Consider the following 18,214-nt stretch of genomic DNA (forward strand, 5'->3'; position numbering starts at 1 on the left):
TCCCACCGAAGCCCCCGCGCAGTCCCTTGCACCAGTGAGCAGCGTCCCGACGGCACCGGGATCGTCAGGAGCCGAGGCCGGCGTCGCGCGCCATGATGATCGCCTCGCTGCGTCCGCTGAGCCCCAACTTGGCGAAGATCACCGACACGTAGTTCCTGATCGTCTTGGGCGAGAGGCTGAGCCGTCCCCCGATGGCAGCGTTGTCCAGCCCGGCGGCAAGCAGGTCCAGCACCTCCCGCTCCCGTTCGGTCAGCTCCGGAAAGGCGGGGAGCACATCGATGCCTCCGAAGTATGCCGAGAGGCGGTCCCCCGGCTTGGCGTCGAGGAACATCTGCCCGCCTGCCACAGCTCGGACCGCCGCGACCATGGTGTCCGGGGCGGCGTCCTTGAGGAGATAGCCGCGCGCCCCGGCGTGCAGCGCCCGATAGACCGCGTCCTCCGACTCGCTCATCGTCGTCACGAGCACGGCTACCCCGGGGTGTCGGTCCACGATCTGCTGCGTTGCCGCCAGGCCGCCGATGCCCGGCATGAGCAGGTCCATCATCACGACGTCGGCCGGGGCGGACGCGAGTGCCTCGAGTGCCTGTTCGCCGGTCTCGGCCTCCTCGACCTTGACGACGTCGTCAAGGCGCTCGAGCAGGGCCCGCACCCCGCGCCGGAAGGTCGGGTGGTCGTCGACGACCAGCACTCGCGTGCCGGTCATGATGGTCCGGCTCCTGCGGCCGTCGGGGCGGGAGTCACCGGCACCACGAAGCGGACGCGCGTGCCGGCGGCGGGGTCTGACTGCAAGGTGAGCACTGCTCCCACGCTGCGTGCGCGGGCGTGCATGCTCTGCAGGCCAAGGCCCTCGGCAGCCTGGCGAACCTGGCCGTTGCCATCGTCAGCGATCTCGACGATGACCTCTCTGCCGACGACGTGGCCACGCACGGTCAGGGTGTCTGCCCCGGAGTGCCGGACCGCGTTGGACAGTGCCTCGTCCGCCACTCGGAAGGCTGCGACCTCGGTCTCGGGCCCTAGGCTGACGCCGTCCAGCCGCAGGTCGAGCTCGACCGTGAAGCCCGCTGCAGCAAGCCGCTCCGCCCGTGACTCGAGCGCGCCCACCAGCCCCCGCTCGGCCAGTGTTGCCGGACGCAGGCCGTCGACGATCCTGCGGACCTCCGACACCGCGTTGCCGAGATCATCACGAAGCTGCGTCAGCTCCGCGCGCACCCGCGAGTCGTCAACGTCGAGGCTCACGGCGGTCAGGCCCAGGGAGATACCGGCCAACTCGGGGCCCAGCCCGTCGTGCAGGTCGAGCCGCACGCGGCGGCGCTCCTCGTCGCGCACGCGGGTGGCCCGCTGCGCGTCCGCGCGCCACGCCCGCAGCAGTCCGGCGCGCTGCTCAGCGGCGACCAGTGCCCCTGCCACCAGGGTGAAGGCGGCGGCGACCACGATGTCGTTCCACGGATAGGCGAGCAGGCTCTGGGTCAGGACCGCCGCCGCGAGCACGACGAAAGCGACTGCCACCGAGGTGCCCTCGTGCCTGCGGACTGCCCGCACCACTGCCGTGCCCACGCAGAGCGGCATCATCACCAGCACAACGAAGGCCAGGCAGGCCTCGCCGACGGCCGTGAGAACGGTCGAGTCGACCCCCAGCGGATTGACCACACCAGGTCGATCGGCCACCGGGCCCGGTCTGAGGGCCGCAGCCACCGCCGCGATGCCGAGCAGGCTCAGCACCACCCCGAGCAGGGCGCGGCCCCACCGCGGGGGCAGCTGTCCGTCGGGCCACAGCAGGGGAAGCCAGGTGAGCAGCAGGAGGTAGGGCGCCCACGTGAAGGTCGAGATCCAGGCGGCCGCGGCACCCACCCCACTGAGGGTGCCGTCGCTCGCCACGTCATACGCCGCAAGCTCCCCGGTGAACCCGCAGACCGACAGCGAACCCTGCAAGAGCAGGACCGTCACCATGCCCCGTGGAGCGCCGCGTGAATACAGCCATGCGCCCAGCGGCACCATGATGACGGCCACCCACACGTCAGCGAGATACAGGGGGTAGGCCGCACGGTCCAACGCAGCCGTTCGGGCATGCAGCACGAGCCCAGCGACGAGCATCGCCGTCGAGACGACAGGCACCATCCAGACGACGAGCGAGGCTGTCCTCGACTCGTTCATCACTGAATTATTGCGGATCACCGGCACACCCCGCCGGCTGCGGCCCAGCCCCGGCAGTTTGTGGGCACCAGCCCTCGCGTTGTTTCGGTGGCGTGACGGGCCGGCTCGCGTGGTCCGACCCGTCACGCCCCAGGCCTGCTCAAGTGGGGCTGGCCCCAATCAGCGGAAGTCAGGCACGAGCGCCTAGGCCCCCGCACCCGGGTTGCCAGCCCTTCCTCGAAGATATACGATTTTGAGTCTGTCAAGGGCGAGGAGGCTCATGAGCACGCAGCCAGACCCCCGGTTCGCCGGACTACCGGCTCGGCCGGGCAAGATCATCGCGGTCCACCTGAGCTATGCCTCACGTGCCGACCAGCGGGGGCGCCGGCCGGACGCGCCATCCTATTTCTTCAAGCCCTCGAGCTCCGTGGCCGCCACCGGCACCGAGGTCGTGCGGCCGCAAGGCACCGAGCTGCTGGCCTTTGAGGGCGAGATCGCCCTGGTGATCGGGACTCCGGCCAGGCGGGTCGGGTTGGACGAGGCCTGGAGCCACGTCGGGTGGGTCACCGCCTCGAACGACTTCGGGCTCTATGACCTGCGGGCCAACGACAAGGGCTCCAACGTGCGCTCCAAGGGCGGTGACGGCTACACGCCGATCGGCGTGGACCTGATCGACGCGCGCGAGGTCGACCCCACCGACCTGCGGCTGCGCACCTGGGTCAATGGCTCCCTCGTCCAGGACGACAGCACATCGGGTCTGATCTTCCCGCTCGCACAGCTCGTGGCCGACCTCTCGCAGCATTTCACCCTCGAGATCGGCGACGTCATCCTGGCCGGCACGCCCGCCGGATCTTCCGTTGTCGTGCCAGGAGACGTCGTCGAGGTCGAGGTTGACGCCCCCAGGACGGGACAGACCAGCGGTCGGCTGCAGACCCCGGTGGTCGAGGCGAGCGAGGGTGCGTATGACGAGGCGCTCGGCTCCCTGCCCGCGGTCGACGACGCCCAGCGGATCGCCGCCTGGGGCTCCGCTCAGGCCGCCGGCCTGGAGGAGGGCGCCGGTGCCGACACCCCGTCCGGGCCGGCAGCAAAGGGTCTCACTCCGGAGCTGCGCGCCAAGCTCGAGCGGTGCCCCGTCGCCACCATGACCCAGCTGCTGCGCGGCCACGGACTCAACAACGTCGCGATCGACGGGCTGACGCCGCTGCCCGGGTCGGGCAAGATCGTCGGCACTGCCAGGACCCTGCGCTTTGTGCCCAACCGGGAGGACCTCTTCAAGACCCACGGTGGCGGTTACAACGCCCAGAAGCGGGCCTTCGACGCGGTCGGTGCGGGTGAGGTCATCGTCATCGAGGCGCGGGGCGACGCCAGCGCCGGGACCCTCGGTGACGTGCTCGCGATCCGGGCCAGGGCCAACGGCGCCGCCGGGATCATCACCGACGGGGCAGTCCGCGACTACGACGCCGTCGCCGCGGTGGGCATCCCCGTCTATGGCGCCCGCCCGCATCCGGCCGTGCTCGGCCGCCGCCACGTCCCGTGGGACCACGACCTGACGATCAGCTGTGGTGGGGCCACCGTCCAGCCGGGCGACATCATCGTGGCCGACACCGACGGGGCCATCGTGATCCCTCCAGCCCTCGTCGAGGAGATTGTCGACGCCGCCCTGGTCAAGGAGCAGGAGGACGCCTGGGTCGCCGAGCGCGTGGCCGAGGGTGAACGACTCGATGGCCTCTTCCCGATGAACAAGCAGTGGCGCGAGCGCTACGAGGCCGACCACTCCCGCGACGCCCACGCCTGATGCCACCGGTCATGACACCGAACACCGGGTCACTCAGCAAGTCGCAGCAGGCCTGCGCATGGCTCCGCGAACAGATCCTGGCGCACGAGTTCGCGCCTGGCTACCGGCTGGTGCTGGGCTCGATCGCCGAGCAGCTCGACATGTCTGTCGTCCCGGTGCGCGAGGCCGTCCGTCAGCTCGAGGCGGAGGGGCTGGTGACCTACGAGCGCAACGTGGGCGCGCGAGTGGCCATGACGGAGCCGTCGTCCTACGCCCACACGATGCAGACACTCGGGCTCCTGGAGGCGGCCGCCACAGCGCTGTCGGCACGCTATGCCACGGCCGAGGACCTGAGCGAGGCGCGCGACCTGAATGCGCGGATGACCGGCGAGCTGGCCATCGACAACCCCCACGAGTTCACCGGCCTGAACCGTCAGCTCCACGCGATCCTGATCAGGCGCTGTCCCAACCCCCGCCTCCTGGACCTGGTTGAGGCGGAGTGGGCCAAGCTGAGATACCTGAGGTCCTCCACGTTCAGCTTCGTGCCCCAACGGGCCGGTGAATCCGTCCGTGAGCACGAGGCCATCATCTCGCTCATCGAGAGGACGGCACCGTCCGCGGAGGTCGAGGAGGCGGCCCGGCACCACCGCCGTGCCACCGTGCTGGCCTATCTGTCCCACGAACATCTCGACATCAACCCGGAGCAGATCGATGTCCTGACCCACACCGGAGGTTCCCTGTGAGCGACCCGACGAGCCCTATAAGCGACCCGACGCGACCGGGCGGACACCACGTCCCGGCCGACCTGCCCGACCGGATCCAGCACTACATCGACGGCCAGTTCGTCGACTCAGTCGACGGCGCCACCTTCGAGGTCCTCGACCCGGTCACCAACGAGACCTACGTCCGGGCCGCGGCGGGCAAGAAGGCGGACATCGACCTCGCGGTCGAGGCGGCCCAGCGGGCGTTTCGCGAGGGTCCATGGCCGCGCATGCTGCCGCGTGACCGGTCCCGTGTCTTGCACCGGGTCGCCGATCTCGTGGAGTCCCAGGACCGTCGGCTGGCCGAGCTGGAGTCCTTCGACTCCGGCCTGCCGATCTCACAGGCCCTCGGGCAGGCTCGTCGCGCCGCCGAGAACTTCCGGTTCTTCGCCGACCTGATCGTGGCCCAGTCCGACGACACCTACAAAGTCCCTGGTCGGCAGATCAACTACGTCAACCGCAAGCCGATCGGAGTGGCCGGGCTCATCACCCCGTGGAACACGCCGTTCATGCTGGAGTCCTGGAAGCTCGGTCCCGCCCTGGCCACCGGCAACACCGTGGTGCTCAAGCCGGCCGAGTTCACCCCGCTCTCGGCGTCGCTGTGGGCTGGCATCTTCGAGGATGCTGGCCTGCCCCAGGGCGTGTTCAACCTGGTCAACGGCTTTGGCGAGGACGCCGGCGACGCGCTCGTCAAGCACCCCGACGTGCCGCTGATCTCGTTCACCGGCGAGTCCAGCACCGGCTCCCTGATCTTCGCCAACGCCGCGCCATACCTCAAGGGTCTGTCGATGGAGCTCGGCGGCAAGAGCCCCGCCATCGTCTTCGCCGACGCCGATCTGGAGGCAGCGGTCGACGCCACGATCTTCGGGGTCTTCTCGCTCAACGGCGAGCGCTGCACGGCTGGCTCGCGCATCCTGGTCGAGCGCTCCATCTATGACGAGTTCGTCGAGCGGTATGCCGAGCAGGCCCAGCGGGTGCGCGTCGGCTACCCGCACGAGGAGTCCACCGAGGTCGGGGCCCTCGTCCACCCCGAGCACTACGACAAGGTGATGAGCTACGTCGAGATCGGCAAGACCGAGGGTCGCCTGGTCGCCGGCGGCGGTCGCCCGGACGGGTTTGAGTCAGGCAACTTCATCGCCCCCACGGTCTTCGCCGATGTCGCGCCGGACGCGCGCATCTTCCAGGAAGAGATCTTCGGCCCCGTCGTCGCGATCACCCCCTTCGACACCGACGCCGAGGCACTCGAGCTGGCGAACGGCGTCAAGTACGGCCTCGCCGCCTACCTGTGGACCAACGACCTGAGGCGGGCCCACAACTTCTCCCAGGCCATCGAGGCCGGCATGGTCTGGCTGAACTCCAACAACGTGCGTGACCTGCGCACCCCGTTCGGCGGCGTCAAGGCCTCCGGGCTGGGGCACGAGGGCGGCTACCGCTCGATCGACTTCTACACCGACCAGCAGGCCGTGCACATCACCCTCGGCACCGTGCACAACCCCACGTTCGGCAAGCAGCAAGGACGCTGACATGAGCACTCCGACCCACCGCCCCGACCACGACATCGTCTCATCGGAGCCGATCGCCACGCCGAACGCGCCGCCGCCGGACATCCTGCGGTGTGCCTCGATGGAGCTCGTGGTGACCGACCTCGCCGCGTCGCGCGAGTTCTACCACGACGTGCTCGGCCTGGTGATCACCGAGGAGGATGACGAGGCGATCTATCTGCGCTCCTTCGAGGAGTTCATCCACCACAACCTGGTCCTGCGCCAGGGCCCGGTGGCGGCAGTAGCCGCCTTCTCCTTCCGGGTGCGCAGCCCCGAGGACCTGGACAGGGCGGAGGCCTTCTACGGCGAGCTCGGGTGCCGCGTCGAGCGTCGCGCAGAGGGCTTCAGCAAGGGCTATGGCGACTCGGTGCGCGTCGAGGACCCGCTCGGCTTCCCCTACGAGTTCTTCTATGACGTCGAGCACGTCGAGCGCCTCGCGTGGCGTTACGACCTGCACGTCCCGGGCGCCCTCGTCCGGCTGGACCACTTCAACCAGGTCACACCGGACGTGCCGAGGGCGGTTGGCTACGTCGAGGACCTGGGCTTCCGCGTGACCGAGGACATCCGCGACTCCGAGGGCACCGTCTATGCCGCCTGGATGCGCCGCAAGCCCACCGTGCACGACACCGCGATGACCGGTGGCGACGGACCCCGCATGCACCATGTCGCCTTCGCCACCCACGAGAAGCACAACATCATCGCGATCTGCGACAAGCTCGGCGCGCTGCGGATGTCCAACCACATCGAGCGCGGCCCAGGACGCCACGGCGTCTCCAACGCGTTCTACCTCTATCTGCGCGACCCGGACGGGCACCGCGTGGAGATCTACACCCAGGACTACTACACCGGAGACCCCGACAACCCACTGGTCAGCTGGGACGTGCACGACAACCAGCGCCGCGACTGGTGGGGCAACCCGGTGGTGCCGTCGTGGTACACCGAGGCCTCACTCGTCCTGGACCTCGACGGCAACCCCCAGCCCGTCGTCGCCCGCACCGACAGCTCCGAGCTGGCGGTCACGATCGGTGCCGACGGCTTCTCCTACACCCGTGAGGGGCACGAGGGGGACGATCACGACATGCCCAGTTGGAAGCAGGGCGAATACAAGCTCGGCCACCAGCTCTGACCCGCACGCCGCCCACCACCACATGAGAGGGACAGGATGCTGTCACCCGAGCAGATCGCCTCCATCGCCGATGAGCTGGCGCAGGCAGAGGAGGACCGCACCACGGTCCCGCTGCTGACGGCGCGTCACCCGCAGATGACCGTCGAGGACTCGTATGCCGTGCAGGCCGAGTGGCGTCGTCGGGGAGAGGCGGCGGGCCGCCGCCTCGTCGGTCGCAAGATCGGGCTGACGAGCAAGGTCATGCAGGCGGCGACCGGCATCAGCGAGCCTGACTACGGCGCGATCTTTGACGACATGGTCTTCGAGAACGGGTCGCTGATCGAGCACGAGCAGTTCTCCAACGTGCGGATCGAGGTGGAGCTGGCCTTCGTGCTCTCCGAGAATCTCGCGGGCGCGGACGTGACCGTCTTTGACGTGCTGCGCGCGACGGAGTTTGTCGTGCCCGCCCTGGAGATCCTCTCCTCCCGGATCGAGATGGAGGGCCGCACGATCGTCGACACGATCAGCGACAATGCGGCGATGGGCGGCATGGTCTATGGCGGCAACCCGGTCCGTCCGCACGACGTGGACCTGCGTTGGGTCTCCGCCCTGCTCTATCGCAACGAGACGATCGAGGAGTCCGGTGTGGCGGCCGCGGTGCTCAACCACCCGGCGTCCGGGGTCGCCTGGCTGGCCGGCAAGCTGGCCTCCCACGGCGACCAGCTGCACGCCGGTGACATCGTGCTCGCCGGGTCCTTCACCCGCCCGATGTGGGTGCATCCCGGGGACACGATCCTGGCCGACTACAAGGATCTGGGGACGATCTCATGCCGGTTCGTATGACGACGCTGCGGGATGCCCTGCACCGCACCGACGAGCGGGCGCTGGCCGGGATCTGGGTCTGCTCCGGGTCCCCGCTGGTCGCCGAGATCTGCGCGGGGGCCGGCCTGGACTGGGTGCTGATCGACATGGAGCACTCCCCCAACGGCCTGGCCTCGGTGCTGGCTCAGCTCCAGGCGGTCGCCGCCTATCCGGTGGTTCCCGTGGTCCGGGTCCCGACCAACGACCCAGTGGTCATCAAGCAGGTGCTGGACCTCGGCGCCCAGACCCTGCTGGTCCCGATGGTCTCCTCTGCCGAGCAGGCCCGCGCCGCGGTCGAGGCGATGCGCTATCCGCCCCGTGGCCGGCGCGGTGTCGGCTCGGCTCTGGCTCGTTCGGCACGCTGGAACCGGATCGACGGCTATCTGCAGGACGCCGACGAGCACGTGAGCCTGATCGTGCAGATCGAGACGATGGCGGGGGTGGAGGCTGCTGAGCAGATCGCGGCCGTCGACGGGGTGGACGCGGTCTTCGTCGGCCCGTCCGACCTGTCCGCCAGCATGGGACTGCTGGGCCAGCAGACGCACCCGGACGTGGTCGCCGCCGTGGGGCGCACTTTCGAGGCCGTCCGCGCGGCGGGCAAGCACTTCGGCGTCAACGCCTTCGACCCCCAGGCGGCCCAGGGCTACGTCGAGAGCGGCGCCGGGTTCATCCTGGTCGGGGCGGACGTCGCGCTCCTGGCCCGTGGCTCAGAGGCCCTGGCCCAGCGCTGGGTGCCGGCCGGCGAACAGGCTGAGCGCGACTCCTACTAGGACTTCTGCTCTCACCGGTTCGCCTGGATGATCTCCTCCTGATAGGGCGCAACGACCGTCGGGGAGACCCGCAGGTCGAGCAGGAGGAAGTCTCGCTGGCCCGGCGCCTGGTCGGCCCATTCGGCCAGGGCGTCGAGGTCCTCCAGCGTGGTGACGACGACCCCCTGCGCCCCGAGCGAGCTGGCGATCCCGGCGAAGTCCACCTCGGGGATCTGCATCGGCTTCTGGGTGACGCCCTTGCTGCCGTAGACGTGGACCTCGGCGCCATAGACCGCGTCGTTCCACACGACGGCCAGACCCCGGCCGCCGGCGACCCGGATCGCGGACTCCAGGTCAGCCAGGGCCATCAGGCCACCACCATCCCCCGAGGTGAGCACGACCGTCGACTCCGGGCGGGCCAGCGCGGCACCCAGGACGCTGGGGAAGCCCATGCCGATCGCCTGGAAGGCGGTGCCCACCATGATCATCCGGTCCGGGGAGGCGACAGGCCAATACATGTTGGCCCAGCCGATGAAGTGACCCCCGTCGGAGACCACGACGCGGTCCGGCGGAAGCAGCTCGCCGATCCGCGCCGCCGCTGATCGGGGGTCCAGGCGGCCGTCGGAAGCCAGCGCGTCGCCATCGTCATAGCGTCGGGCAGCAGCGACGTTGACCGACTCCCGCCAGCCACTGGGCTCAGCGTCAGCCAACCCGGCGACGAGAGCTGAAGCGATCACTCCTGCGTCTCCGCGCACATAGCCGCTGACATGCGGGTGGGTGGCCGCCGCGGCGACGTCGACCTGGAAGACCCTGGTCCCTGGGGCGAAGAGCTGACCGAAGCGCATCGTGAACTGGTTGAGCGAGGCGCCGAACACCACGGCGACGTCGGCCTCGCGCACCGCCTCCATAGCACCCTCGGCGCCGAACCCGCCGGCGACCCCGAGGTCGAACTCGGTGCGTGGGAAGAGTCCGCGCCCCAGTGCCGTGGTCGCGGTCAGCGCGCCGGTCGCGTCCGCGAGCTGGCCCAGGGCCATGCCGGCACCGGCCACCCAGGCACCACGTCCGGCGAGCAGGAGCGGCCTGCGGGCGGAGGCCAGAGCCGCCGTGATCTCGCGGACCCGCTCCTCGGCATACGGACCCTGCGGGGTGAGCCGGCCCGGCAGCCGGGGCTCCGGTGCCTCCGGCACCGGACCGACGTCGAGCGTCGCGACGTCATAGGGGATCGCCAGGACCGTGGGCACCCGATAGGTCAGCGCGTGCTCGATCGCGATGACCGTCGTGGCGGCGGCATCGGTGCGGCCCACGGTGTAGGTGCGAGCACCCAGCGCGGACGCCATCGCGATCTGGTCCACATCCCAGGCGCGCGGCCCCGAGGTGGGTTCGTCGCCGACGACGAGGACGAGCGGCACATGGGCCTGCACAGCCTCGGCCAGCGCCGTCAGCGTGTTCGTGAAGCCCGCGCCATAGGTCGTGGTCGCTGCGGCGAGCCGGCCAGAGCTGCGATGGAACGCGTCCGCGGCGGTGACCGCACCAGCCTCGTGCCGCACGGCGGTGAACTCTGCCGTGCTGTCGCGCTCGAGGGCGTCGAGGAAGTAGGCGTTCCCGTTGCCCATCACGCCGAACACGTGGTCGACATGGGCAGCGAGGGTGAGGGCCACGTGGGCGGAGACGGTCGACATGGTGACGATGTTTTCATGCCGGTGCGGGAGCTCCCCACACGGCGGAGTCCGTTCAGCGCTGGGCGAGCATGTGCTGGGCAAAGAAGTCGCTGAGCTCGTCGGTGGCCGTCAGCGGCAGGACGTGCGCGACATACTGGTCCGGACGCACGACGACCACGGCCCCGTCACGTGAGATCGCCCGCTCCTCAAAGATGTCCCGCCCGGGTGCAGCGGCGAAGGCCTTCTCCCAGTCGGTCAGCCCGAGAGGACCGCTCTGGGGCCGGAACGTCTCCGGCACCCGGGCGACGTCGACCTCCTCGAAGCTCTGCTGATAGATCACCTTGACGTCAAGGACGGTGTCCACGTCGGCCCCGGCGGGCGTATGCCGCAGCACCGGTGACTCCGGCGACGTCGACAGCCACTGCGCCCAGTCGGTCAGGGCCGAGGGTTCACCTGCAGCGGCAGCGTCGGCGAAGGCATAGATGCGCCAACGACCGTCGGCGGTCGCGTGGTGCCCCAGGTGCAGGGTGTTCCCGTCGCTGACCAGCACGACCTCGGCCGACTTGAAGCGCTTGCCGATCGGGAAGCCCTCGGCCAGGCCCTGGTGCTGATCGGTGCCGACGATCACCGACAGGCCGTACTGCGTCATGAAGCCGGAGGGGAACTCTGCGGTGCCGAGATAGTAGGTCGCGAGCTCGGTGGGGTCCTCGATCTCCTCGGGTTTGCGGGCCATCAGGCTGGACCACTCCCGGTCAAAGTCGATGAGCTGCTGGGCCACCGGCCGGCGTTCCGCCGTGTAGGTCGCCAGCAGCGACTCGTCGCTCAGTCCCGAGAGCACCGACCCGAGCTTCCAGCCGATGTTGAAGCCGTCCTGCATGGAGACGTTCATCCCCTGGCCGGCCTTCGCGCTGTGCGTGTGGCACGCGTCGCCGGTGAGGAAGACCCGTGGGTTCCGGTCCTCGCCCGCGGGCACGTCGTCGAATCGGTCGGTGACCCGGTGCCCCACCTCATAGACGCTGTGCCAGCCCACCTCCTTCACGTCGATGGAGTAGGGGTGCAGGATCTCGTTGGCCTTCGTGACCACCACCTCCAGCGGGGTCTGGCGCACCCGGTGGTTGTCGTCCTCGGGGACGGCGCCGAGGTCGATATACATCCGAGCCAGATAGCCGCCCTCCCGCGGGATGTGCAGGATGTTGCCAGCCTCGGCGTTGATCGCGCACTTGATCCGCCAGTCCGGGAAGTCGGTGTTGACCAGCACGTCCATCACGCCCCAGGCATGCTTGGAGATGTCGCCGACGTGCTGGCAGCCGATCGATTCGCGCACCCTGCTGCGGGCACCGTCGCAACCCACGACATACTTCGCCGCGACCACCCGCTCCTCGCCAGCGCTGGCCGCGTCGGCCCCTCCGGCCGCGTTGTCCGCATCGGAGCGCCGCAGCGTGACGATGACCGGGTAGTCCCCGCTGTCGGTGACCTGCAGGTCGACGAACTCCCAGCCGTAGTCCGGGCTGACCCGACCGGGTGCACGCTCGGCCGCCTCGGCGAAGTAGTCCAGGACCCGGGCCTGGTTGACGATCAGGTGCGGGAACTCGCCGATGTCCTGGGCATAGTCCGCGGTGCGCGCGGTGCGGATGATGTGCTGCGGGTTCTGCGGGTCCGGGCCCCAGAAGTTCATCCAGCCGATGTTGTAGGCCTCGGCGATGATCTCCTCCGCGAAGCCGAACGCCTGGAAGGTCTCCACGCTGCGCGGCTGGATGCCGTCGGCCTGCCCGTGGGTCAGTCGCCCGGAGCGGCGCTCGATGACGCGGGTGGTGAGCTGGGGGAACTGCGACATCTGGGCCGCGAGCAGCATGCCTGCCGGCCCACTGCCCACGATGAGGACGTCGACCTCAGCGGGGAGCTCGTCCGGCCGGTCGAGGCCGGTGCCGGCCGCGGGGCGGACCCGCGGGTCGCCGGAGACATAGCCGTGGTGGTGGAACTGCATCGCTATCGGATCCTTCCTCAGACACTCTCGACCCGCAACCCTTGGGCGGCGACTCCGGGTCGCAGCACCCGCCAGGTCCGCCCCCACGAGCGCACCTCGGTGACGACGACGTCGGCGACCTCGGCACGGGCCAGCACCAGCACGGCAGGGCCCGCGCCGGACATCGTGGCGGCATGCCCCAGCGAGCGCAGCTCGTCGACGACCCCCATCGACTCGGGATAGACCCCGCGGCGCTGCTCCTGGTGGATCCAGTCCTGGGTGGCGTCCAGCAGCATCGTCGGGTCAGCGGTCAGCGCGTGGCTCAGCAGCGCGGCCCGCCCCGCCTGCTGGATCACGTCGGCGCGCGGCACGAAGTCGGGCAGCACGCCGCGGGCGATGCTGGTCGACAGCCGGGTCGAGGTGGGCAGCAGCACCAGTGGCTCCACGCCGGGGTGCACGGTGAGTCGGGCCGTGCGGACGGTCGCCGGCGACGGCATCCACGACACGGTCAGCCCGCCATACACCGACGCCGACGAGTTGTCCGGATGACCCTCGGCGATCCCGGCGTGGGTGTTGACGAGCGTCAGGTCGTCCTCGGTCAGCTCGCCCCCACGCGCCAGGGCGAAGCCCAGGCCCAGCCCACCGACCAGGGCCGCGGCCGAGGACCCCAGTCCGGCGGACATCGGGATCGCGTTGCGGCAGGTCAGCCGCAGCCCGCGGCTGTCGTCGCCAACACCGTCGACCCACGGCACCCCGCAGACTTCGAGCGCGGTGCGCAGGGCCCGGGCGACCAGGTGTGTCTCGTCCGCCGGCAGCTCGTCCGCGCCCTCCCCCGCGAGCTCGACGACCAGACCGGGGGCAGAGGTGACCTCCACGGCATACGTCTCGCGCAGGCCCAGCCCCAGCCCCACGGTGTCGAACCCCGGGCCGAGGTTGGCCGAGCTGGCCGGGACGCTGACGACGACCCGGTCCCCAGGCGCGAGCATCAGTCGGGCAGGCCCAGCGCGCGGGCGGCGCTGACCGCGTCGACCGACACCCGGGTGGGCTCGATCTCGGAGCCGTCGGCCTGGCGCAGCGCCCACTGCGGGTCCTTGAGCCCGTGCCCGGTGACCGTGCACACGATCGTGGCGCCGGCTGGGACCAGGCCCGCGTCGGCCATCTTCAAAAGGCCTGCGACGGACGCGGCCGAGGCCGGCTCGACGAAGATGGCCTCGCGGGAGGAGAGCAGCCGGTGCGCGCGCAGGATCTCCTCGTCGGTGACCTTGTCGATGATGCCGCCGGACTCGTCGCGGGCCGCCTCGGCCTGCGTCCAGCTGGCCGGGTTGCCGATCCGGATGGCGGTGGCGATGGTCTCCGGCTCGTCGATCGGGTGGCCCAGCACGAGCGGGGCAGCGCCGGCGGCCTGGAAACCCCACATGGCGGGGCGGTGGGTGGCCGGCCCGGACTCGGCATACTCGCGATAGCCCTTCCAGTAGGCGGTGATGTTGCCCGCGTTGCCGACCGGCAGGCAGTGGATGTCGGGGGCGTCCCCGAGCGCGTCGACGATCTCGAACGCGGCCGTCTTCTGGCCCTCGATGCGCGCGGGGTTGACCGAGTTGACCAGCTCGACCGGGTAGGCCTCGGCCAGCTTGCGGGCCAGTGTCAGGCAGTCGTCGAAGTTGCCGTCGACCTGCAGCAGGGTCGCGCCGTGCGCGATCGCCTGGGACAGCTTGCTCATCGCGATCTTGCCGTCGGGGACCAGGACACCGCACGTCATACCGGCCTTGGTGGCATAGGCCGCAGCCGAGGCGCTCGTGTTGCCGGTGCTCGCGCAGATGACGGCCTTGGCGTCGCGCCCCGCGGCCTCGGAGATCGCCGCCGTCATGCCGCGGTCCTTGAAGGAGCCGGTCGGGTTGAGACCCTCATACTTCACATGCACCTGAGCGCCCACCAGCTCAGAGAGGTGCTCGGCCGGGATCAGCGGCGTGCCGCCCTCGCGCAGCGTCACCACGGTGCCGGTGATCGATGCAGGGAGGCGATCGGCATACTCGGCGATGACGCCGCGCCACTGGTGTGCCATGGGAGACCCTTTCGAGGTATGCCGCGGGGCCCGGTCGGTGGGCACCCGCACGTGAGACTACTAAGCCTGAGCAGGTGCCGGTGAACCGTGGCCCTGCGGTTGTGAGGGGGCCCGCTTCGGGGAAGGGTGGGCAGGGACATCCCCAACCAACCCCGGAGGCTTTCATGTGGCGCTCACTCATCCGCATCGCACCGTTGGCGATGGCCGGCTTCCAGTGGTGGAAGCGCCGCCAGGCCAAGCAGAACCGCCAGCAGTCCGCGCGACCCCCGCAGGTGCCTGAGGACCGGCTGCCCTGACCGCTGCGGCTGGACCGACTCCGGCTGGTTCGGCACCCACCCCAGCAAAGCAACGGCGCCCACCCCCTCAGCGGGGCGGGCGCCGCTGCGTTGGCAGGCTCACTCAGGGTGACTGATCACTCGCGGGGCACATCTCCGCTCCACGCACCAGTCTCAGTGCCTCGCGACTCGATGAACTCCTTGAATCGCTTGGCATCCCCCTTGACGCGCCGGTCGTCCACGCCCAGGGCCGCGCCAGCGCTCTCCAGCACGCCCTGCGGATCCCAGTCCATCTGGATGGTGACGCGCGTCGAACTATCGTCGAGCTTGTGGAAGGTCACCACGCCGGCCTGCTGCAGGTCGCCACCCACAGTTGTCCAGGCGATCCGCTCCTCCGGGTGCTGCTCGCTGATCTCCGTGTCGAACTCCCGTGTCGCCCCCGCCACCTCCACCTTCCAGTGGTTGCGGGTGTCGCTGACCTGCGTCACGGATTCGACACCCTCCATGAACTGCGGGAATGTCTCGAACTGTGTCCACTGGTCATATGCCACGCGGATCGGGACGTCGACGTCCACGGTCTCGGTGATCTGGCTCATGACAAACCTCCTGTTGGGGATGCGTTCCCCTCTAGGCAACACCGGCTCCGGCGACCGTGCCAGCCGAGGCCGCACCCGCTGTCCGTCCCAGGTCAGTCGGGCAGCTGGTAGGCGGTCGGCGGCGCGTCCTCGAGGCTGAGGTCGGCTGCACGGCCCTCGCCGGGCACCGCAGCCCGGAAGCCGTCCGGGGAGGCCGCCCGCCGCGCGATCTCGCCGCGCAGTCCGGCCAGGACGAGGTCGCCCAGTGTGTCCCCGTCACGAGCCGCGACGTCCATGGCCTGACAGGCGAGGGCGTCGGGGATGTCGATGGTGGTCTTCACCCCCTCACGGTAGCGTCTGGGTGTTCTCCGGCCCAGGTCGCGCGAGCAGGCGCACCAGGTCGCCGGCCAGCTCCCGGAAAGCACGGCCCCGGTGACTGATCGCGTGCTTCTCCTCGGGCGCGTGCTCGGCCAGGGTGCGCCCGTCGGGCATCACCAGCAGCGGGTCATAACCGAAGCCGCCACTGCCGCGCGGCTCGTGCGCCAGGGTGCCGCGCACGCTGCCCTCGCGCACTACCGTCTCCAGTCCAGGGACCGACAGCGCTGCGGCACAGACGAAACCGGCCCCTCGGTGCTCGTCCGGCACGTCACCGAGCTGGGCCATGAGCAGGGCGTTGTTGGCCCGGTCCTTGCCGTCACCGTTCACGCCGGACCAGCGGGCGGAGAAGACGCCCGGGCTCCCGCCCAGCACGTCGACGGCGAGACCGGAGTCGTCGGCGAGCGCGGGCAACCCCGTGGCGGCGCTCACCGCCTCGGCCTTGAGCGTGGCATTGGCGGCGAAGGTCACCCCGGACTCGACGACATCCTCCACATCAGGGAAGTCCGTCACGCTCACCAGGGTGCGGCCGGTCTGCTCCAGCACGTCCGCGAGGATCGTGCGCAGCTCCTGGACCTTGTGCGCGTTGCGCGTCGCCAGGACGATCCGTCGCTCGCTCGTCACATCAGCAGCGGGTGGCCCAGGCGTGCTGTCTGCGGCCCCTGCCCCACTCACCACGTCGGCGGCCCCTGGTCGATGTCTGCGCCGACCTCGCGCGGGTCAGCCCCGCCGATGTCGTCACCGCCGAAGGCCGCGGACTGTCGTGCGGTCAGCTCGGTGCACCCCTCGGCGGCCAGGTCGAGCATCGCGTCCAGCAGCTCCTTGTCAAACGGCACGCCCTCGGCCGTGCCCTGCACCTCGATGAACCGCCCGTCGCCGGTCATCACGACGTTCATGTCGGTGTCGGCGGTGGAGTCCTCCACATAGTCCAGGTCGAGCACCGGCTCACCGTTGACGACGCCGACGCTGACGGCGGCGACCTCCCCTGTGATCGGCTCTGCACCTTCCTTGATCAACCCCAGCGAGCGCCCCTTCTCGACCGCGTCGACGAGCGCGACATAGGCACCTGTGATCGCCGCGGTGCGGGTGCCCCCGTCGGCCTGGAGCACGTCGCAGTCCAGGTGGATGGTGTTCTCCCCCAGCGCGGACAGGTCGATGACCGCCCGCAGGCTTCGTCCGATCAGGCGGGAGATCTCGTGGGTGCGCCCGCCGATCCGCCCCTTGACCGACTCGCGGTCGCTGCGCGTGTGCGTGGCGCGCGGCAGCATCGCATACTCCGCTGTCGCCCAACCCAGTCCGCTCCCCTTGCGCCAGCGCGGCACGCCTGCGGTGAACGAGGCCACGCACAGCACTCGCGTCCTGCCGAACTCGATGAGCACACTGCCCTCGGCGTGGTCCAGCCACCCGCGCGTGATCCGCACCTCGCGGAGCTCGTCGCTCTGGCGTCCATCGTGGCGGGGTCCACCCGCTGCGTTCGTCATGGCACCCAGCGTAGAGGTCTGGGCCTGCACCGGACCGGGCGGGAAGCAGGACGTTACCCGCGGGTTACCCCTAGCCGACCCGCACTGGCCGCTGCTACGGTCGCCTGATCGGAGGGAGGCCAGGCAGGGACAGGGATCCAGCCCCGAGTCTCACTCCACAACTCTCAGCACAGCCCGCATCATGACGCGGCGGTCACGCCCGTCAAGGACAGAGGACCTGATGTCCCCGTCGGATCGCGCGCCCACGGCAGGGGGGCGCAGCCAGACCCCGATGACCCTCGCGCGCGCACAGCGTCTCGCCGGCGTGACGCTGGACAACGCCGACCTGACCCAGCTGATCACACTCGTCCAGACCGCGCCGTGGATCGCCAAGGTCGGTCCGGCCAAGAAGCTCAAGCCCGGTGAGCTCACCCGCGGCCTGATGCACATCCCGCAGGGCGAGGCCCAGACGGCGCTGCGCGGCGTGGTCCGGCTCGTCGCCGACCTGCCCCGCGACAGCACGCCCGTCGTCGTCTGGCAGGACCGCGGCAGCGAGCTCGAGATCGACACCGCTGCCACCAGCCTGAGCTGCCGGGTCGGGGTCGTGACCGTCGGCGTCGCCGTGAGCTGTGACCAGTTGTCCGAGCAGGCGGTGATCGAGGTCCCCCTCGGCGTCGGCACGGCCGAACGTCCGACGGGCCTGGTCATGTCTGCCCTGACCCACCTCGCCGGGCCGTCCGTCGTCGTCGACCGGTGGGCCGACGCCATCACCGCCTTTGCCTGGGAGTGCGTCGTCGAGACGGCCCGCCGGCTCTGTGAGCTGGCCGGCGCGGACGCCGGCGGACGTCCACTGACCCCCGGTGCCATCGGTGCGGAAAGCAAGGCCCTGATCATCCAGCCGATGTCACCACACAGGGCCCGGTGACCT

At 70.1% G+C, this 18,214-nt stretch carries 18 protein-coding genes; 8 read left to right on the top strand and 10 right to left on the bottom strand.

The window, feature by feature from the left end; translation table 11 throughout:
* Window positions 1-64: 64 nt before the first annotated feature.
* Both NF557_RS12930 and NF557_RS12935 read right to left on the bottom strand, forming a co-directional pair.
* Window positions 65-703 (bottom strand): response regulator transcription factor, encoded by a 639-nt coding sequence (locus tag NF557_RS12930; protein ID WP_252619936.1) that lies wholly within the window; start codon window positions 701-703, stop codon window positions 65-67.
* Window positions 700-2,151, bottom strand: coding sequence for a sensor histidine kinase (locus NF557_RS12935; protein ID WP_252619937.1), 1,452 nt, complete (start codon window positions 2,149-2,151; stop codon window positions 700-702). Before NF557_RS12935 ends, NF557_RS12930 begins: the two co-directional genes overlap by 4 nt.
* A 259-nt stretch (window positions 2,152-2,410) precedes the next feature.
* On the opposite strand from NF557_RS12935, the gene NF557_RS12940 reads away from it, so the two are divergent.
* Genes NF557_RS12940 through NF557_RS12965 form a run of 6 tightly spaced genes read left to right on the top strand, consistent with a single transcriptional unit; the run spans window position 2,411 to window position 8,942 of the window.
* Entirely contained in the window at window positions 2,411-3,925 is a 1,515-nt protein-coding gene (locus NF557_RS12940; RefSeq protein WP_252619938.1) for a fumarylacetoacetate hydrolase family protein, read from the top strand.
* 11 nt (window positions 3,926-3,936) lie between these two features.
* Window positions 3,937-4,647, top strand: coding sequence for a GntR family transcriptional regulator (locus NF557_RS12945; RefSeq protein WP_252619939.1), 711 nt, complete (start codon window positions 3,937-3,939; stop codon window positions 4,645-4,647).
* Complete coding sequence (gene hpaE / locus NF557_RS12950) at window positions 4,644-6,188, top strand: 5-carboxymethyl-2-hydroxymuconate semialdehyde dehydrogenase (RefSeq protein ID WP_370584410.1); 1,545 nt, start codon at window positions 4,644-4,646, stop codon at window positions 6,186-6,188. Before NF557_RS12945 ends, hpaE begins: the two co-directional genes overlap by 4 nt.
* Before the next feature lies 1 nt (window position 6,189).
* Window positions 6,190-7,332, top strand: coding sequence for a 3,4-dihydroxyphenylacetate 2,3-dioxygenase (hpaD, locus tag NF557_RS12955; RefSeq protein ID WP_252619940.1), 1,143 nt, complete (start codon window positions 6,190-6,192; stop codon window positions 7,330-7,332).
* Between the two features lie 36 nt (window positions 7,333-7,368).
* Complete coding sequence (hpaH, locus tag NF557_RS12960; protein ID WP_252619941.1) at window positions 7,369-8,154, top strand: 2-oxo-hept-4-ene-1,7-dioate hydratase; 786 nt, start codon at window positions 7,369-7,371, stop codon at window positions 8,152-8,154.
* The gene (locus tag NF557_RS12965; protein ID WP_252619942.1) at window positions 8,139-8,942 is read left to right on the top strand and encodes an HpcH/HpaI aldolase family protein; all 804 of its coding nucleotides are present in this window, start codon (window positions 8,139-8,141) and stop codon (window positions 8,940-8,942) included. The genes hpaH and NF557_RS12965 overlap by 16 nt, the downstream gene beginning before the upstream one ends.
* An 11-nt stretch (window positions 8,943-8,953) precedes the next feature.
* Here the strand turns inward: NF557_RS12965 and NF557_RS12970 are convergent, their stop codons facing one another.
* Genes NF557_RS12970 through thrC form a run of 4 tightly spaced genes read right to left on the bottom strand, consistent with a single transcriptional unit; the run spans window position 8,954 to window position 14,601 of the window.
* Window positions 8,954-10,600, bottom strand: coding sequence for a thiamine pyrophosphate-binding protein (locus NF557_RS12970; RefSeq protein ID WP_252619943.1), 1,647 nt, complete (start codon window positions 10,598-10,600; stop codon window positions 8,954-8,956).
* Between the two features lie 52 nt (window positions 10,601-10,652).
* Entirely contained in the window at window positions 10,653-12,563 is a 1,911-nt protein-coding gene (locus NF557_RS12975) for an FAD-dependent monooxygenase (RefSeq protein WP_252619944.1), read from the bottom strand.
* A gap of 17 nt (window positions 12,564-12,580) precedes the next feature.
* Window positions 12,581-13,528 (bottom strand): homoserine kinase, encoded by a 948-nt coding sequence (locus NF557_RS12980; RefSeq protein ID WP_252619945.1) that lies wholly within the window; start codon window positions 13,526-13,528, stop codon window positions 12,581-12,583.
* Window positions 13,528-14,601 carry a threonine synthase gene (thrC, locus tag NF557_RS12985; RefSeq protein ID WP_252619946.1) on the bottom strand — a complete coding sequence of 358 codons (1,074 nt, stop codon included), beginning with the start codon at window positions 14,599-14,601 and terminating at the stop codon, window positions 13,528-13,530. Before thrC ends, NF557_RS12980 begins: the two co-directional genes overlap by 1 nt.
* A gap of 164 nt (window positions 14,602-14,765) precedes the next feature.
* Between thrC and NF557_RS17610 the strand changes: the two genes are divergently transcribed.
* The gene (locus tag NF557_RS17610) at window positions 14,766-14,897 is read left to right on the top strand and encodes a hypothetical protein (RefSeq protein WP_256841176.1); all 132 of its coding nucleotides are present in this window, start codon (window positions 14,766-14,768) and stop codon (window positions 14,895-14,897) included.
* 116 nt (window positions 14,898-15,013) lie between these two features.
* Here the strand turns inward: NF557_RS17610 and NF557_RS12990 are convergent, their stop codons facing one another.
* From NF557_RS12990 to rph, 4 genes are all read right to left on the bottom strand, one after another.
* On the bottom strand, window positions 15,014-15,472 hold the full coding sequence (locus NF557_RS12990; protein WP_252619947.1) for an SRPBCC family protein: 459 nt from the start codon (window positions 15,470-15,472) through the stop codon (window positions 15,014-15,016).
* Between the two features lie 92 nt (window positions 15,473-15,564).
* A complete protein-coding gene (locus NF557_RS12995; protein WP_252619948.1) occupies window positions 15,565-15,792 on the bottom strand; it encodes a hypothetical protein in 228 nt (75 codons plus the stop codon).
* Between the two features lie 4 nt (window positions 15,793-15,796).
* A complete protein-coding gene (gene rdgB / locus NF557_RS13000) occupies window positions 15,797-16,450 on the bottom strand; it encodes an RdgB/HAM1 family non-canonical purine NTP pyrophosphatase (protein WP_252619949.1) in 654 nt (217 codons plus the stop codon).
* Between the two features lie 47 nt (window positions 16,451-16,497).
* Window positions 16,498-17,307, bottom strand: a complete 810-nt coding sequence (gene rph / locus NF557_RS13005; RefSeq protein ID WP_252619950.1) for a ribonuclease PH — start codon at window positions 17,305-17,307, stop codon at window positions 16,498-16,500.
* A gap of 271 nt (window positions 17,308-17,578) precedes the next feature.
* Here rph and NF557_RS13010 point away from each other — a divergent pair, with 271 nt between their 5' ends.
* Window positions 17,579-18,211, top strand: a complete 633-nt coding sequence (locus tag NF557_RS13010; RefSeq protein ID WP_252619951.1) for a hypothetical protein — start codon at window positions 17,579-17,581, stop codon at window positions 18,209-18,211.
* The last annotated feature ends 3 nt before the right edge of the window (window positions 18,212-18,214 follow it).

The sequence above is a fragment of the Ornithinimicrobium cryptoxanthini genome (genome assembly GCF_023923205.1).
GTDB lineage: Bacteria > Actinomycetota > Actinomycetes > Actinomycetales > Dermatophilaceae > Ornithinicoccus > Ornithinicoccus cryptoxanthini.

Coding starts and splice junctions, on each gene's coding strand:
- NF557_RS12930 (WP_252619936.1), bottom strand. CDS start 703: ATGACCGGCACGCGAGTGCTGGTCGTCGACGACCACCCGACCTTCCGG.
- NF557_RS12935 (WP_252619937.1), bottom strand. CDS start 2,151: ATGAACGAGTCGAGGACAGCCTCGCTCGTCGTCTGGATGGTGCCTGTC.
- NF557_RS12940 (WP_252619938.1), top strand. CDS start 2,411: ATGAGCACGCAGCCAGACCCCCGGTTCGCCGGACTACCGGCTCGGCCG.
- NF557_RS12945 (WP_252619939.1), top strand. CDS start 3,937: ATGACACCGAACACCGGGTCACTCAGCAAGTCGCAGCAGGCCTGCGCA.
- hpaD (WP_252619940.1), top strand. CDS start 6,190: ATGAGCACTCCGACCCACCGCCCCGACCACGACATCGTCTCATCGGAG.
- hpaH (WP_252619941.1), top strand. CDS start 7,369: ATGCTGTCACCCGAGCAGATCGCCTCCATCGCCGATGAGCTGGCGCAG.
- NF557_RS12965 (WP_252619942.1), top strand. CDS start 8,139: ATGCCGGTTCGTATGACGACGCTGCGGGATGCCCTGCACCGCACCGAC.
- NF557_RS12970 (WP_252619943.1), bottom strand. CDS start 10,600: ATGTCGACCGTCTCCGCCCACGTGGCCCTCACCCTCGCTGCCCATGTC.
- NF557_RS12975 (WP_252619944.1), bottom strand. CDS start 12,563: ATGCAGTTCCACCACCACGGCTATGTCTCCGGCGACCCGCGGGTCCGC.
- NF557_RS12980 (WP_252619945.1), bottom strand. CDS start 13,528: ATGCTCGCGCCTGGGGACCGGGTCGTCGTCAGCGTCCCGGCCAGCTCG.
- thrC (WP_252619946.1), bottom strand. CDS start 14,601: ATGGCACACCAGTGGCGCGGCGTCATCGCCGAGTATGCCGATCGCCTC.
- NF557_RS17610 (WP_256841176.1), top strand. CDS start 14,766: ATGTGGCGCTCACTCATCCGCATCGCACCGTTGGCGATGGCCGGCTTC.
- NF557_RS12990 (WP_252619947.1), bottom strand. CDS start 15,472: ATGAGCCAGATCACCGAGACCGTGGACGTCGACGTCCCGATCCGCGTG.
- rph (WP_252619950.1), bottom strand. CDS start 17,307: ATGACGAACGCAGCGGGTGGACCCCGCCACGATGGACGCCAGAGCGAC.
- NF557_RS13010 (WP_252619951.1), top strand. CDS start 17,579: ATGACCCTCGCGCGCGCACAGCGTCTCGCCGGCGTGACGCTGGACAAC.